The sequence below is a fragment of the Mesorhizobium sp. M1396 genome, from assembly GCF_040317725.1.
Lineage (GTDB): Bacteria > Pseudomonadota > Alphaproteobacteria > Rhizobiales > Rhizobiaceae > Mesorhizobium.
In genome coordinates this window covers 34446-49959 of sequence record NZ_JAMYLA010000013.1, presented here as the reverse complement: position 1 = coordinate 49959, position 15514 = coordinate 34446, and the positions used below count along the sequence as shown (strand labels likewise).

Here is a 15514-nt window from a genome sequence, read left to right as displayed (position 1 = left end):
ATGTCGCCCAAAAGTGTGCAGCGGTTTTGGGACAACGACATGCATAAACAGAAGACCAGAGCGCGTTGCATTCAACCGGTCGGGCGCGACGCGCTTTGATTTAACCGCCCCCGGATTTACTGGCTTTTTAGCGATGATCGGGGGCAAAACCGGGTGAACCGGCGGCGTCCCATGGAATTCGCCTTCGCACGAGTCCTGCAATCATGTAAACTCGGCGTCGGGGTAATGGACGATCAGGAGGGGTTTTGGCACTTGCTGCCAGCAGCACGACGCGTCTGTGGACGCTTGTCGCGAAGGAGTTCTGGCGCAAAACGCGCCGGCGCCTGCGTGCCGGGCCGGTCTACCGCTGGCGCTATTCCGGCCGCACGCCGGAACGTGTGCTGATCGCACCGCCGGACCTGCGCCTCGCCGACCCACAGATCGCACTCGAAATCTACTACGGTCGCTATCCCCTGTCTGGGCATCTGGTCGAAACCGGCGGCAAGTCACCTTTCCAGATCAACGTGCCCAATCATGGCTGGCAGAAAACGCTGCACGGGTTTCGCTGGCTGCGCCACATGCGCGCCGCCGGTACGGAGCTTGCCGCCGCCAATGCCCGCGCCCTGGTTTCCGACTGGATCGTCATGCATGGTAGCCACATTTCCGGCGTCGCCTGGGAGCCCGGCACCGCCGCCAAGCGCATCATCGCCTGGCTGCAGCACTCCCCCGTCGTGCTGCAGGGGGCCGAGTTCCCCTTCTACCGCGCCTTCCTGAAATCGCTCGCCGTCCAGATCCGCTACCTCAGGTCGATGGCGCGCGAGATGCCGGACGGCAAGGACAGGCTGCGCGCCCGCATCGCGCTCGCCTTCGCCGCTTTGTCCCTGCCGGCACCGGCATCGGCGCTGCGCGGCGCGACCCGCAACCTTGCCGCGGAGCTCGACCGCCAGATCCTGGCCGACGGCGGGCATATTTCGCGCAATCCGATGGTCGTCCTGGAAATCCTCGCCGACCTTCTGCCGCTGCGGCAAACCTATGCCAACCAGGCGGAAACGCCGCCGCAAGCGCTGATCGGCGCCATCGACCGCATGCTGCCGGCGCTGCGCTTCTTTCGCCATCAGGACGGCAGCCTCGCCCGCTTCAACGGCATGGGAGCCACCATCCACGACCGCATCGCCACCATCCTGCGCCACGACGACACCGCCGGCGCGCCACTGCTGCATGCGCCGCATTCCGGCTATGAGCGCCTGTCGATGGGCGGCGTGACGGTTATCGCCGACACCGGCCTGCCGCCGCCGATCGACGTGTCCAACGCCGCACATGCCAGCTGCCTCGCCTTCGAACTATCGTCCGGGCGCCAGCACTATATCGTCAATGCCGGCATCGACACCTATGGCGCGGCTGAATTCCGGCCGCTGGCGCGCGCCACCGCCGCGCACTCGACCGCCACCATCAACGACACCTCGTCGGCGCGTTTCAGCCATTCGCTGCGCGTCAACGACCTGCTCGGTTCGCCGCTGATCGGCGGCCCCCAGCATGTGCAGTGCAAGCGCACCGACCAGAAGGGCGTTCAGGGGTTCATCGCCCGCCATGACGGTTATGTCCCGCGCTTCGGCTTCCTGCATGAGCGCGAACTGAAACTGTCCTCGAACGGCAATGTGCTGGCCGGCAGGGACCGCTTCCAGCGGCCCGGCAATGCGGCGATCCGCAACAACGGCCGCGACTTCGTCACCGTCCGCTTCCACGTCCACCCCGACATCAACCTGCTGCAGGACGAGCATGATCGCCTGGTGATGACCGCCGATCAGGCCGACACCTGGGTATTTACGTGCACCGAGGTGGTGCCGGAGGTCGAGGAATCGATCTATTTCGCCGGTCTTGGCGGCCCGCGCCGCAGCCGCCAGATCGTGCTTGCCTTCAAGGCCTCGGAAGTCGCCGAAGTCCACTGGCAACTGACGCGCACCAGCATCGCCGGTTACCCGGAAAACAACTGATCGTGTCGAGCATGATGCCGAAAGTTGCGGACCTTTCGGACAAACACCATGCGGCAAAACAAAGAGACAGGCGCCGCTTCCGGTTTGATTTCCCGATGGCATGTGCTACGGGCGCGGCATCCATCACACCAGCCGTGAAAGGCCGCCAGCCCATGGCCGTCGCCGCCAAGAACATTCCAGCACCTGACCTCGTTCCGGTGCGTCGCGCCCTGCTCTCCGTCTTCGACAAGACCGGCCTCATCGATTTCGCCAAGGCTCTGGCAGCGGCCGGCGTCGAGCTGGTCTCGACCGGCGGCACGGCAAAGGCAATCGCCGAAGCCGGCCTCGCTGTGCGCGACGTCTCCGAGCTCACCGGTTTTCCCGAGATCATGGATGGACGGGTCAAGACCTTGCATCCCAACGTGCATGGCGCGCTGCTTGGCGTGCGCGACGACCCGGATCATGCGGCTGCAATGCGCAAACACGGCATCGAGCCGATCGATCTCGTGGTCTCCAATCTCTATCCGTTCGAGGAGGTCCGCCGCTCCGGCGCCGATTACGCATCGATCGTCGAGAACATCGACATTGGCGGACCGGCAATGATCCGCGCCTCGGCCAAGAACCACGCCTATGTCGCCATCGTCACCGATCCCGGCGACTACGCCTCGGTGCTGAACGCGCTGGAGCTGAACATCGGCTCGCTGTCGCTGGATTTCCGCAAGAAGCTGGCGGCCAAGGCCTTTGCTCGCACCGCCACCTATGACGCGGCGATCTCCGGCTGGTTTGCCGAAGCGCTCGAGATCGAGCACCCGACTTGGCGCGCCTTTGGCGGCAAGCTGGTCGAGGTCATGCGCTACGGCGAGAACCCGCATCAGAGCGCCGGCTTCTACCTCAATGGCGACAAGCGGCCGGGCGTCGCCACGGCGCGCCAGCTGCAGGGCAAGCAGCTCTCCTACAACAACATCAACGACACCGACGCCGCCTTCGAACTGGCCGGCGAATTCGATCCCGACCGTTCCGCCGCGGTTGCCATCATCAAGCACGCCAACCCGTGCGGCGTCGCCGAAGGCACCTCGCTGAAGGCGGCCTACGCCAAGGCGCTGGCCTGCGATCCGGTCTCGGCCTTCGGCGGCATCGTCGCTGTGAATCGGATCCTCGACGCCGAGGCCGCCGGAGAAATCGTCAAGACCTTTACCGAGGTGATCATCGCGCCCGGCGCGACCGACGAGGCAGCGGCAATCGTGGCGGCAAAGAAAAACCTGCGCCTGCTGGTCACCGGTGGCCTGCCGGACCCGCGCACATCAGGCACGACAGTCAAATCCGTCTCCGGCGGCCTGCTGGTCCAGGGCCGTGACAATGCCGTCGTCGACGACCTTGAGTTGAAGGTGGTGACCAAGCGCGCGCCGACATCGGGCGAAATGGCCGACCTCAAATTCGCCTTCCGCATCGCCAAGCACGTCAAGTCCAACGCCATCGTCTACGTCAAGGATGGCGCCACCGTCGGCATCGGCGCCGGCCAGATGAGCCGGGTCGATTCCTCACGCATCGCCGCGCGCAAGGCGCTCGACGCCGCCGAGGCTGCGGGCCTTGCCGAACCGCTGACCAAGGGCTCGGTCGTCGCTTCCGACGCCTTCTTCCCCTTCGCCGACGGACTGCTGGCCGCCATCGCCGCGGGCGCCACTGCCGTAATCCAGCCTGGCGGCTCGATGAACGACAAGGACGTCATCGCCGCCGCCGACGAGCATGGCATCGCCATGGTCTTTACGGGCGTGAGGCATTTCCGGCATTGAGTACCTTACCCTCCCTCTTGTGGGGAGGGTCGGTGAACGATTTTTGCGAAGCAAAATTCGTGAGACGGGGTGGGGGCGGCGCCGCACCACCACCCCGCTCCGCTTCGCGGATCGACCCTCCCCACAAGGGGGAGGGTAAACTCACTCCGCCGGTCGATCCGCCGGATAGGGCGTCTTGACCAGGATCGCCATGCCGAGCCCAAGGAACAGCACGATCACCGCCATTCCGAGGCGCGCCGAGCCACTGGCCAAGGTGACGGACGCGACCATGAACGGCGCCAGGAAACTGGTCGCCCGCCCGGCAAGCGCATAAATTCCGAAATAGCGGCCGGATTCGGCGGCGGTAACGCTGCGCGCCATGTAGGAACGCGACGACGCCTGCACCGGCCCGAAAGCCACGCCAATCAACAGGCCGAAGAAGATGTAGGCCTTTTCCGCCGCCGTACCGAACAGGCCGCCGCTGTCTGGTCCGGGCATCATCCAGAGGCCGAACAGCGTGTAGCCCGGTCCGGTCGAGACGATGCCGATCGTGGCGATGCCGAGCAGGACCAGTGAGATCATCACGATGGTTTTTGAGCCAAGCGCCGTGTCGAGACGGGCTGCAACCAGGCAGCCGAAGATGGCGACGACATTGAGAATGATGCCAAAAATGCCGATCTCGGTGATCGACCAGTGGAACATTGCAGCCGCAAACGTACCACCCAGCGCCAGCAGCGCGTTGACGCCGTCCTGATAAATCATGCGGGCGACAAGGAAGCGGAAGATACCGCTGCGCTTGCGCACCTCACTCAGTGTTACTTTCAGCTCAGCCAACCCCTCTCGCACCGCCGGGCCGATCGGCAGGCCCTTGAGGGCGTCGGGCGTGAAAAAGAACATCGGCAGGATGAACAGGAAGTACCAGCCGGCCGACAGCGGCCCGGTGGCGCGGGCGTCCTCGCCGAGTTTCGGGTCGAGCCCGAACAGCGGGTCGATGCCGATGATCGTCTTGCCCGTCTCCGGCGAACCGGCCATGCAGGCGACCACGAAGATCAGCGCGATCATGCCGCCGAGATAACCAAGGCCCCACGCCATGTTGGAAATCCGGCCGATCTCGCTCTTCGGCACCAGGCGCGGCATCATCGAATCGTTGAACACGGTCGAAAACTCGGCCGCGACCGACGCCAGCGAGAACAAGAACACGACCAGGAAAAGGTTCGAACCGGGAGCCGCGAACCAAAGCAGGCTAAGGCTGGTGACCTTGACCGCGGCGAAGAACGCAATCCACGGCTTGCGTGGGCCGGTCTGATCGGCGATCGAGCCCAGGATCGGCGACAGCACGGCGATGACCAGGCCCGCCGCGGCAATGCCGTAACCCCAGGCCGCCTGGCCGGTTTCCGGATCGCTCGCCATGCGTGAGACGAAGTACGGCCCGAAGATGAAGGTGGTGATGACCGTGAAGAACGGCTGCGCGGCCCAGTCGAACAGCATCCATCCCCAGATACCACGTCCAGACGCGCGCTGCACCGCCTCTACCGCCATGATGATTCCCCCGGCCGTGCCCTTGTCGGGCGCCATGTCTGCATTTTTCCAGCATTCATGCAAATATCAAGCATTGCGCCGCCCTCATGGCTCTGCCGGGCATTTCTCCCGGTATAGCGACGGACAGAAAGACGTCGTCATTGACGGTTTCGCCAATCATCGGCGTCGCGAGAAAGCCAGCATTGCGGCCGAATCCCTTCCCTCGTCGCTATGCGGGGAAAAAGTGGCGACAGCCGGGTGAAAACAAACCAACTCACATCCCCGTCAAGTCGCTCATCAACCCGGAAGCGACCGACAGCCGCGACACGGTGATGTCGCCGCCTTCGGTCAGCGCCTGCAGCCGCTCGCGGATGCGCGCCACCCGCTCCCCGCCAGCTTCCAGCCAGGCCGCCACCGGATCGGCCGTCTTGGCATGACCGGTGAGCGCCGCCACCGCGATGCCGCGCCGCGCGGCGCCGATCATGTCGGTGGCGCGCGAAAGCGCCAGCTGGTCGTAATAGTCCGACGGCGTGATCGAGCGCGCCGCGTCCTCGACGCGCGGGATACGGAAGGCATCGCTGACCGCGAAGAACGCCCTGGCCGCGGCGACGATGTCGGCGCCGGCGGTGCGCGCCGTCAGCGCGATGTCGGGGACGAGTTCCGCCACCTCGCTCAGTGCCAGCTGCTCGGCCAGCCTTTCAGGCGCGCCGCTCTTGAACAGCCCGTGCCGCTTCTCCTCGATCCGCTCGCGCGAGAAGGCCGGCAGCAGCGAAACGAGCTTGGGCTCCAGCGCCTTGCGGGCTTCCAGCAGTTCGGCGATGCGCTGGCCAAGGGCTGCCGTGCCGACATCGTTCTTCAGATACCAGCCGCTGGTCACATAGATCAGCCGGCTGACCATCTGATAGAGATCGAGCTGCACCTGGCCATCGATCTGGTTGTCGAGCGCGTCGATCTCGCGATAGAGCGCCGGCAAGGCAAAACCGTCGCGCACCACCGCGAAGGTCCGCACCACGTCGGCGGCGGTGCGCCCCGTGGCCTCCTGCAGCCGGTTGACGAAGGACGGGCCGCCGCGATTGACCAGATCGTTGGCGACGACGCGCGTAATGATCTCGCGGCGCAGCCGGTGGCCGTGGATTTCGGCGGCATATTTCTTCGCCATCCGATCGGGAAAATAACCCATCAGGTCGCGGTCGAAATGCGCGTCATCAGGCACGTCGCTGGCGACGATGTCGGAAAACAGCACGATCTTGGCATAGGCGAGCAGCACGCCGAGCTCGGCCCTGGTCAACGGTTCGCCGCGCGCTTCGCGCTCGGCGAGCGCCGCCGGCGACGGCAGCGTCTCGACGGCGCGGTCGAGCAGGCCGCGCGCCTCCAGCGCCGTCATGAAACGGCTCTGATGCGCGATGTCGGCGAGGCCGCGCTTGCGGGCGATCGAAAGTGCCAGCGTCTGCTGGTAGTTGTTGGACAGGACGAGCGAGCCGACCTCGTCCGTCATCTCGGCCAGCAGCTTGTTGCGAGCAGGGCGCGTCAACGATCCCTTGCGCATGGCTGACGCCAGCGCGATCTTGATGTTGACCTCGACGTCGGAGCAGTTGACGCCGCCGGAATTGTCGATGGCGTCGGAATTGCAACGGCCTCCGTTCATGCCGAACTCGATGCGCGCCCGCTGGGTGACGCCGAGATTGGCACCCTCGCCGATCACCTTGGCGCGCACGTCCAGCGCGGTCACGCGGATGGCATCGTTGGCGCGGTCGCCGACCTCGGCATTGGTCTCGGTCGATGCTCGCAAATACGTGCCGATGCCGCCGAACCACAGAAGATCGACCGGCGCCTTCAGGATGGCGGTCATGATCTCGACCGGCGTGGCGGTCGTCTTGCCAAGGCTGATCGCTGCCGCCGCCGCAGCCGGCAGGGTGATCGACTTTTGGTTGCGCGAGACGATGATGCCGCCTTCCGACAGTTTGGTCTTGTCGTAGTCCTGCCAGCTCGAGCGGGGGAGAGCGAACATGCGCTCGCGTTCGGCCATCGACGCGGCCATGTCCGGATCGGGATCTATGAAGATGTCGCGATGATCGAAGGCGGCGATCAGCCGGGTCTTCGGCGACAACAGCATGCCGTTGCCGAACACGTCGCCCGACATGTCGCCGACACCGACGACAGTGAAAGGCGAGGTCTGGATATCGCGGTTGATCTCTCGGAAATGCCGCTTGACGGCTTCCCATGCGCCTTTGGCGGTGATGCCCATCTTCTTGTGGTCGTAGCCGGCCGAGCCGCCGCTGGCGAAAGCGTCGTCGAGCCAGAAGCCGTGCCGCTCGCTGATGGCGTTGGCGATGTCGGAGAAGGTCGCCGTGCCCTTGTCGGCGGCAACGACGAAATACGGATCGTCCGGGTCGCGGCGCACGACGCCGGCCGGCGGGATGACACCCTCGAGGCCGATATTGTCGGTGATCGACAGCAGGCTGGAGACGAAGTTCTTGTAGGCCGAGGTGCCGGCCTCGAAGATCGCGTCACGGCCGGCGGTCATCGGCAGCTTCTTCGGGTAGAAGCCGCCTTTGGCGCCGACCGGCACGATGACGGCATTCTTGACCTGCTGGGCCTTGACCAGGCCGAGCACCTCGGTGCGATAGTCCTGGGCGCGATCCGACCAGCGCAGGCCGCCGCGCGCCACCGGGCCGAAGCGCAGATGCAGGCCCTCGACCTCGGAGCCGTAGACGAAGATCTCCCGCCACGGCCGCGGCGCCGGCAATCCTTCCACCGCATGCGAATCGAGCTTGATCGCCAGCGACTGGCCTTTCTCTTTCGTATCGGCAACGAAATGATTAGTGCGCAGCGAGGCTTCGATCAGATTGAGATAGCGCCGGATGATGGTGTCGTCGTCGATGTTGGGAACGTCTTCCAGCGCGTCCTTGATCTTTGCCTTGAGGTGCTTTGCCGCCACCACGCCTTCGGTCTCGGCTGTCGGGCCAAGCCTGGCGATGAACAGCGCATGCAGGCCGCGCGCGATATCGGGATAGCGATTGAGCGCGGCGGCGATGAAATCCTGGCTTTGCGGAATGCCAACCTGCTGCAGATAGCGGCCATAGGCGCGCAGGACGGTGATCTCGCCCGACCACAGGCCCGCGGTCTGGGCAAGGCCATTGTAGCCGTCATTGTCGACGTCGCCGCGCCAGACGGACAAGAACGCGTCCTCGAACAGCGCTCCACCATCGGTCAGATCGATTGGCTTGCCGTAGCTGTTCTCCAGCTCCATGTCGTGGATGAAGACCCGGCTTGGCTGATCACTACTGATCATGCCGGGCTGATCACTAATGATCATGCCGGGCTGATCGCTACTGATCTGGCCGGACTGGCCATCACCGACTTCGAAGGTGCGTTCGCTGATGACGCGGAAGCCGATGTTTTCCAGCACCGGCACGCGCCGCGACAGCGCCACCGGGCTGCCGTGGTGATAGATCTTCAGCGCTGCCTGGTGCGGCTTCTGCTCGCCATGGCGATAATAGTTGATGGCGATCGGATTGCCGGCGCTGATTTTGGCAATGCGCCCGGCATCGGCCAGCGCTACCGCCGCGCTAAACGAATCGCGGTAGCTTTCCGGCAGCCGCGCGGCGATGCTCTTCAACATCTGGTCGGCGCCATTGGCCTCCGCCGCATCTGAAAGCGCATCTTCCCAAGTACGCACGATGTCGCGGATCGCGGCTTCGATCGTCGCTTGCTCGACCTTCGGCGTCTTGCCGCCGGAACGGCCGATGATGAAGTGCACGCGCGCCAGCCCGCCTTCGGGGAATGCCGGGTAGTAGGCCGACAGCCGGCCTTCGAACACGGTTTTCAGATAGAGGCCGATCTTCTCGCGCACCACGCTGTCGTAACGGTCGCGCGGCACGAAGACGAGGATCGAGACGAAGCGGTCGAACTGGTCGGCGCGCACCAGCGCCCGCACGCGCGGTCGCTCGACCAGGCCGAGAATGGCGGCGGCGTGCTTCCTCAGGATCGGCACCGGCACCTGGAACAATTCGTCGCGCGGATAGCTTTCCAGCACATTGATCAGCGCCTTGCCGGAGTGGTCGTGCCGGTCGAAGCCGGACTTGGCGATGATGGTTTCGGCCTTTGACCGGAGATAAGGGATCTTCATCACCGAGCGCGTGTAGGCGGTCGAGGTGAACAGGCCGACCATGCGCAATTCGCCCGCCAGAGTGCCCTTGGCGGTATAGGTCTTGACGCCAATGTAATCGAGATAGATGCGGCGATGCACGGAAGACTTGGCATTGGCCTTGGTGACGATCAGCGGCTCCGGCCCATGCAGGAAGGCGCGGATCTCCGGCGTTGTCGTCACCGCTTCGGTGCCGCGCCTGAGCACCAGCACATCGGGATCAGCGAGGATGCCGAGGCCGGCCTTGTCGGCGCGCTCCAGTGTGCCGCTCTCCTCGCCGCCGGTGTATTTGAACTCGCGCATGCCGAGGAAGGTGAAATTGTCGTCGCGCAGCCACTCGAGGAAAGCGATCGCCTCGGCAACGCTCTTCTTGTCGAGCGGCACCGCCGAATAGCGGAATTCGGAAATCGCCTGATCGAGGCGGGCCAGCATCGGTCTCCAGTCGTGGACGGCGGCATGAACCTGGCGGAGCGTCTTGCGCAACCGCTCGGTCAATCCGCTCGCCTGCTCCGCGGTCAGCCGCGGTATGTGGACATGGATGACGCTCAGCCGGTCGTGGCTGCCGTCATCCTTGGCGAAATTGCCGTCGCCGAGGATCTCTTCCACACCGCCTTTGCCGTGACGAACCACGATGACCGGATGGGTAACCAGCATCGGCTCGCCTGATGTCTCGGTGATTTCGCCAAGGATGGAATCGAACAGGAACGGCATGTTGTCGTTGACGACCGTGATGACCGTCACCGGGCGGCCGTCTCGGACAACGCCGGAATCGGCATCGACGGCGACGACGCACTCGCCTTTTTTGTGAACGGCGATTGCCTGGCCGGCGAGATCGGCGGCGCGTTCGAGATCGGCCATTTCATAGGCGGCGAGATCTTCAGCCGGCGCGCGGGCGAGCAGATAATCGGCGAGCCTGGCTGGCCTTTCCTCCGCTTTTGTCGCTGCCGTGGTTTTTTTCTTCGGCTTGCTCGCGGATTTCACGCTGGCCATGAGGCACTTCCCTCCCGTCAATGCTTTTACGACTATGGTAGCAGATGACCGCTGTTTGGCGACAAAGGTTTGACGGCTTGCAAAGAAATATCGGAATTCGGCAACAAGACGCCGTCCAACGAGGAGAAATGAGCCATGACCGGCAAAATCACCGCGCTCGACCTTGCCCTGGGAGAGCTGAGCGAGGCGACGAAAAACTATTTCGCCAAATGCGAGGAGAAGCTCGGCCTCGTCCCCAACGTGCTGCGCGCCTACGCCTTCGACGACAAGAGGCTGCGTGCTTTCACCGACATGTACAACGACCTGATGCTCGGAGACTCGGGCCTGTCGAAGCTGGAGCGCGAGATGATCGCGGTCGCCGTCTCTTCGATAAATCATTGCTACTATTGCCTAACCGCGCATGGCGCGGCGGTACGCCAGTTGTCCGGCGATCCGGCGCTCGGCGAAATGATGGTGATGAATTTCCGCGCCGCCGATCTTTCGCCCAAGCAGACCGCAATGCTCGAATTCGCCGTCAAGTTGACCGAGGAGCCGGCGAAGATTGTCGAGGCCGATCGGGCAGCACTTCGCAAGGCCGGCTTCACCGATCGCGACATCTGGGACATCGCCTCGACCGCGGCCTTCTTCAACATGTCGAACCGGGTGGCCGCGGCGATCGATATGCGGCCAAACGACGAATATCACGCTATGGCGCGGTGAGGCTGGCGGCTGCAACCCGACTGGGCCTTATATTAGCTGTCTCGCATTCTCATTGCTTGTTTGCCGGTTTGGTCCGATGATCGGCAGGCGGCATGACCGCATGCCGGTTCGATGCCGCTCACCAAGGGAGGAGAACATGGCGAAGTATCTCTACGTCTATCATGGCTCGGGCAAGATGCCGACCGACGAGGCCGAGCGGAAAGCGGCAATGGACGCCTGGAACGGCTGGTACGGCAAGCTCGGCTCGGCCGTGGTCGACGGCGGCAATCCGGTCGGCATGTCGAAGATGGTGCTACCCGGCGGCAAGGTCGAGAACAATGGCGGCAGCAATCCGACTGCCGGCTACACGATCGTCGAAGCGAAAGATATCGACGATGCCGTAGCCAAGGCCAAGGATTGCCCGATCCTGATGGACCCGGGTTTCAGCGTCGAGATCGCGCCCATCATTGAGATGATGTGACGGGTTATGACCGCCCCGCGATCGCCGCGGCCGCGCCGGCCATCGTCGTGGCACTGATGCGGTTGGCGATCTTCATGGCGCGCTTGCTCCTGAGGAGCTTGCGCGCCTGTGATGCGGCGAGCACCCAGGCCAGATCGATGGCGACCAGCACCACGGCCATGGTCGCCGTCAACTCGACCCAGCCGACGATGCTGACGGAAGCGAGGTCGATGATGGTCGGCAGCAGTGCCAGATAGAACATCATAATCTTGGGATTGCCGAGCGTCACCGCCATGCCGGCGAAGAACAGCTTTGCCGGAGAATCCTCGCGCGGCATCTCGCCCTCTTTCGCATCGACAGGTGCGGTCCACATCTTCCAGGCAAGGTAGGCGAGGTAGGCGACGCCGACCCATTTCACGACGACAAAGGCGAAATGGAAGGTCTGCGCCACCACGGCCAGCCCGAATACCGCCAGCGACAGCCAGATGCCCTCGCCGATCCACATGGCGAGCAGGAACGGGAACACGTCGCGAAAACCTTTCGAGATGACGCGCGCGACGAGCGCCGCGATCGATGGACCGGGCGAGCCGGCGGCAACGAACAAGGCGGCGGCGAAGATCAGGAGCGATGTGAGGTGCATGGCCAGGGTCTTCAACGTTGGAGAGCGAAAGATAGCCGATCGACGGCGATTTGGCAGCGAAATTTCGCCTCTGAAGAGGCGTTTGCGCCGCCCTCATCTGCCTGCCGGCATCTTCTCCCCGTATAGTGACGGGGAGAAGGACGCCTTCGCAAAGGATTTCGCCAATCTCCAACGTTGCGGAAGGGTGCCAAGGTTGCGGCCAGCCCCCTTCTCCCCGTCACTATACCTATGGCATTCACACATCTCTTTCCGCTCATGGACGGTAGGTCAAAAATGCCAGCATTTTCAACGCCTGCATCCTAGCGCCGCCAAGAGATCATGACAACATCGCCCTCACTTAAGTCTTTGATTTCACGTCTCTTTAGCCGCCGCAGAAAGATGTGTGAATCCGATAGGTCACTATACGGGGAGAAGATGCCGGCAGGCAGATGAGGGGCGGCGCCGACATCAGCAACTGTGCGACTCTTGTTATGCATCAACTGCCGAACCCCTTGCCCGGCCTGCATCCCGCCGCTAGAAGTGCTGCCGCGAAACAATTTTGAGCTTCACTTTGCCTACGTAACCGCCGGTCTCGTCAACTCCCCCGACACACTGCATGACGCCGCATTCGCGGTGTCTGTTTTCATGTTCATGTGTTCCTCTGGGCGGCGGTTCGAGACCGGTTTGGCACTGCTGAACCGCGTCGCGCGGCTGTTGCCCGTGACACCTGATTTCCAAAAACCGCAGCCTACCGCCACGCCGTGCCCGCATGGGCATCTCGACATCGCCGGTCTGATGAACTTCCCGACGGGAAGGGCTTATCGGCATGTCTGGATTTCTGCGCATCCACTGGGCGATCGCGCCCAAAATCGCACCGCGACCGCTCATCAACTGCAATCGCTGTGGCACTGTGAAAGCCTATTGCAGCAGCGGGAAATTCCGCGTCAACGCCAACGGCAAGCGCATCGATGTCTGGCTGATCTACCGCTGCATCGACTGCGACAATTCCTGGAATTTCGGCATTTTCGAGCGCTGTAACCGCCGCGACATCGAGCCTGCTTTGCTGCGGGCGCTCGAAAGCAACGATCCGGGACTGGCCCGCCGCCATGCCTTCGATGTCGTCGCGCTGCGAAACCGGATCGGGCGCCTCGAGGAATTTCCCGATGTCGCCGTTCACAAGCGCAGGCTTGGCGGCGCAAGGGAGACGGCAACCGCGCTGGAACTCCAGCTTGGCCTCGAAATACCGACGTCGCTGCGACTCGATCGGCTGCTCGCCGGCGAACTCGGCATCTCGCGATCACGGCTTCAAGCGCTGGAAGAGCGACGATTGCTGGTCGTTCATCCCGACGGTGCCAAAGCCTTGCGCAAGCCGGCCCGCCAGGGAATGACCATCCGCATGGATCTGGCCGGTGAAGTAGACCAGGACGACATTATGTCGGCTGCCGGTGGATGAACGAAAGAGGGGCGGAGCATTGGTTTGCTCCGCCCCTCTCAGTCGTTTGGAAATAAAGAAGCTTATGCCGCGCCGACCGCCTTGGCCGACTTCTCGAATCGCTTGCGCTCGTTCGGGTCGAGATAGAGCTTGCGCAGCCGGATCGTCTTCGGCGTCACTTCGACCAGTTCGTCGTCCTGGATCCAGGCCAAGGCCTTCTCCAGCGTCATGCGGATCGGCGGGGTCAGCTTCACCGCCTCGTCCTTACCGGCGGCGCGGATGTTGGTCAGCTTCTTGCCCTTGAGCACGTTCACTTCGAGATCGTTGTCTCTGGAATGGATGCCGATGATCATGCCCTGATAGACCTTGACGCCCGGGTCGATGACCATCGGGCCGCGGTCTTCCAGGTTCCACATGGCGTAGGCCACCGCCTCGCCCTGCTCGTTGGAGATCAGCACACCGTTGGTGCGGCCAGGCAATTCGCCCTTGTAGGGCTCATAGGCATGGAACAGCCGGTTCATCACGGCCGTGCCGCGCGTGTCGGTCAACAGTTCCGACTGGTAGCCGATCAGGCCGCGCGTCGGCGCGTGGAAGACGATGCGCTGGCGGTTGCCGCCCGACGGACGCAGTTCGACCATCTCGGCCTTGCGCTCCGACATCTTCTGCACGACGATGCCGGCATGCTCCTCGTCGACGTCGATGACGACTTCCTCGACCGGCTCGAGAAGCTCGCCATTTTCGCTCTTCTGCATGACGACGCGCGGACGCGACACGGCGATCTCAAAGCCTTCGCGGCGCATCGTCTCGATCAGCACGGCCAGCTGCAATTCGCCGCGGCCGGAGACGAAGAACGAATCCTTGTCGGGCGATTCCTCGATCTTCAGCGCGACATTGCCTTCGGCCTCGCGCAGCAGGCGGTCGCGGATGACGCGGCTGGTCACCTTGTCGCCTTCGGTGCCGGCCAGCGGACTGTCATTGACGAGGAAGGACATGGTCACGGTCGGCGGATCGATCGGCTGCGCATGCAGCGGCTCGCTCACCGCCGGATCGCAGAACGTGTCGGCGACGGTGCCTTTCGACAGGCCGGCAATGGCGACGATATCGCCCGCCTGGGCTTCTTCGATCGGCTGGCGCTCAAGGCCGCGGAAAGCGAGGATCTTGGAGATACGGCCGGTTTCGACCAGCGTGCCGTCATGGTGCAGCACCTTGACCGGCTGGTTGGACTTCAACGTGCCTGATTCGATGCGGCCGGTGATGATGCGGCCGAGGAACGGATTGGCTTCCAGGATGGTGCCGATCATGCGGAACGGGCCGGGATGCACGGTCGGCGCCGGCACATGCTTGATGACGAGGTCGAACAGCGGCGCCAACTGCTGATCCTTCGGTCCTTCTGGATTTTCCGAAACCCACCCGTCACGGCCCGAACCGTACAGAATCGGGAAGTCGAGCTGCTCGTCGGTGGCGTCGAGCGCTGCGAACAGGTCGAACACCTCGTTGACCACTTCGACATGGCGGGCGTCCGGACGGTCGATCTTGTTGATGACGACAATCGGCTTCAGGCCGACCTTGAGCGCCTTGCCGACGACGAATTTGGTCTGCGGCATCGGCCCTTCGGCCGCGTCGACCAGCACGATGGCTGAGTCCACCATCGACAGGATGCGTTCGACCTCGCCGCCAAAATCGGCGTGGCCGGGGGTGTCGACGATGTTGATGCGGGTGTCCTTCCAATCGACCGAGGTCGCCTTGGCCAGGATGGTGATGCCGCGTTCCTTTTCGAGGTCGTTGGAATCCATGGCGCGTTCGGCGACACGCTGGTTGTCCCGGAAGGAGCCGGATTGGCGGAGCAATTGGTCGACGAGGGTGGTTTTTCCATGGTCGACGTGCGCGATGATCGCGATATTACGGATTTTCATGTTCTGGTCTCGGAAGCGTTGCAGGCAGCAGGCCAAAAG

At 63.6% G+C, this 15514-nt stretch carries 9 protein-coding genes; 5 read left to right on the top strand and 4 right to left on the bottom strand.

Features of this window, described 5'->3' with window-relative positions:
* Positions 1–245: 245 nt before the first annotated feature.
* Together NKH02_RS10805 and purH are read left to right on the top strand one after the other, a co-directional pair.
* Entirely contained in the window at positions 246–1970 is a 1725-nt protein-coding gene (locus tag NKH02_RS10805; protein ID WP_352878547.1) for a heparinase II/III family protein, read from the top strand.
* Between the two features lie 152 nt (positions 1971–2122).
* Positions 2123–3739, top strand: coding sequence for a bifunctional phosphoribosylaminoimidazolecarboxamide formyltransferase/IMP cyclohydrolase (gene purH / locus NKH02_RS10800; RefSeq protein WP_352878544.1), 1617 nt, complete (start codon positions 2123–2125; stop codon positions 3737–3739).
* A gap of 141 nt (positions 3740–3880) precedes the next feature.
* Here the strand turns inward: purH and NKH02_RS10795 are convergent, their stop codons facing one another.
* Positions 3881–5257, bottom strand: a complete 1377-nt coding sequence (locus tag NKH02_RS10795; protein WP_352878681.1) for an MFS transporter — start codon at positions 5255–5257, stop codon at positions 3881–3883.
* A gap of 253 nt (positions 5258–5510) precedes the next feature.
* The gene (locus NKH02_RS10790; RefSeq protein WP_352878541.1) at positions 5511–10373 is read right to left on the bottom strand and encodes an NAD-glutamate dehydrogenase; all 4863 of its coding nucleotides are present in this window, start codon (positions 10371–10373) and stop codon (positions 5511–5513) included.
* Positions 10374–10508: 135 nt separating this feature from the next.
* On the opposite strand from NKH02_RS10790, the gene NKH02_RS10785 reads away from it, so the two are divergent.
* A complete protein-coding gene (locus tag NKH02_RS10785; protein WP_352878538.1) occupies positions 10509–11072 on the top strand; it encodes a peroxidase-related enzyme in 564 nt (187 codons plus the stop codon).
* Positions 11073–11208: 136 nt separating this feature from the next.
* Entirely contained in the window at positions 11209–11532 is a 324-nt protein-coding gene (locus tag NKH02_RS10780) for a YciI family protein (RefSeq protein WP_352865095.1), read from the top strand.
* Positions 11533–11536: 4 nt separating this feature from the next.
* Here NKH02_RS10780 and NKH02_RS10775 read toward each other — a convergent pair whose 3' ends face one another.
* Positions 11537–12151, bottom strand: a complete 615-nt coding sequence (locus NKH02_RS10775; RefSeq protein ID WP_352878535.1) for a LysE family translocator — start codon at positions 12149–12151, stop codon at positions 11537–11539.
* Between the two features lie 805 nt (positions 12152–12956).
* Here NKH02_RS10775 and NKH02_RS10770 point away from each other — a divergent pair.
* Positions 12957–13583: a DUF1062 domain-containing protein gene (locus tag NKH02_RS10770; RefSeq protein WP_352878532.1), complete on the top strand. Its 627-nt coding sequence runs from the start codon at positions 12957–12959 to the stop codon at positions 13581–13583.
* A 62-nt stretch (positions 13584–13645) separates the two neighbouring features.
* On the opposite strand, the gene typA is transcribed toward NKH02_RS10770, so the two are convergent.
* Positions 13646–15475: a translational GTPase TypA gene (typA, locus tag NKH02_RS10765; RefSeq protein WP_352878529.1), complete on the bottom strand. Its 1830-nt coding sequence runs from the start codon at positions 15473–15475 to the stop codon at positions 13646–13648.
* Positions 15476–15514 lie beyond the last annotated feature (39 nt).

What these genes read in the sequence shown, in the direction of transcription:
- purH (WP_352878544.1), top strand. Translation starts at nt 2,123, where the DNA reads ATGGCCGTCGCCGCCAAGAACATTCCAGCACCTGACCTCGTTCCGGTG.
- NKH02_RS10795 (WP_352878681.1), bottom strand. Translation starts at nt 5,257, where the DNA reads ATGGCGGTAGAGGCGGTGCAGCGCGCGTCTGGACGTGGTATCTGGGGA.
- typA (WP_352878529.1), bottom strand. Translation starts at nt 15,475, where the DNA reads ATGAAAATCCGTAATATCGCGATCATCGCGCACGTCGACCATGGAAAA.
- NKH02_RS10785 (WP_352878538.1), top strand. Translation starts at nt 10,509, where the DNA reads ATGACCGGCAAAATCACCGCGCTCGACCTTGCCCTGGGAGAGCTGAGC.
- NKH02_RS10775 (WP_352878535.1), bottom strand. Translation starts at nt 12,151, where the DNA reads ATGCACCTCACATCGCTCCTGATCTTCGCCGCCGCCTTGTTCGTTGCC.
- NKH02_RS10770 (WP_352878532.1), top strand. Translation starts at nt 12,957, where the DNA reads ATGTCTGGATTTCTGCGCATCCACTGGGCGATCGCGCCCAAAATCGCA.
- NKH02_RS10790 (WP_352878541.1), bottom strand. Translation starts at nt 10,373, where the DNA reads ATGGCCAGCGTGAAATCCGCGAGCAAGCCGAAGAAAAAAACCACGGCA.
- NKH02_RS10780 (WP_352865095.1), top strand. Translation starts at nt 11,209, where the DNA reads ATGGCGAAGTATCTCTACGTCTATCATGGCTCGGGCAAGATGCCGACC.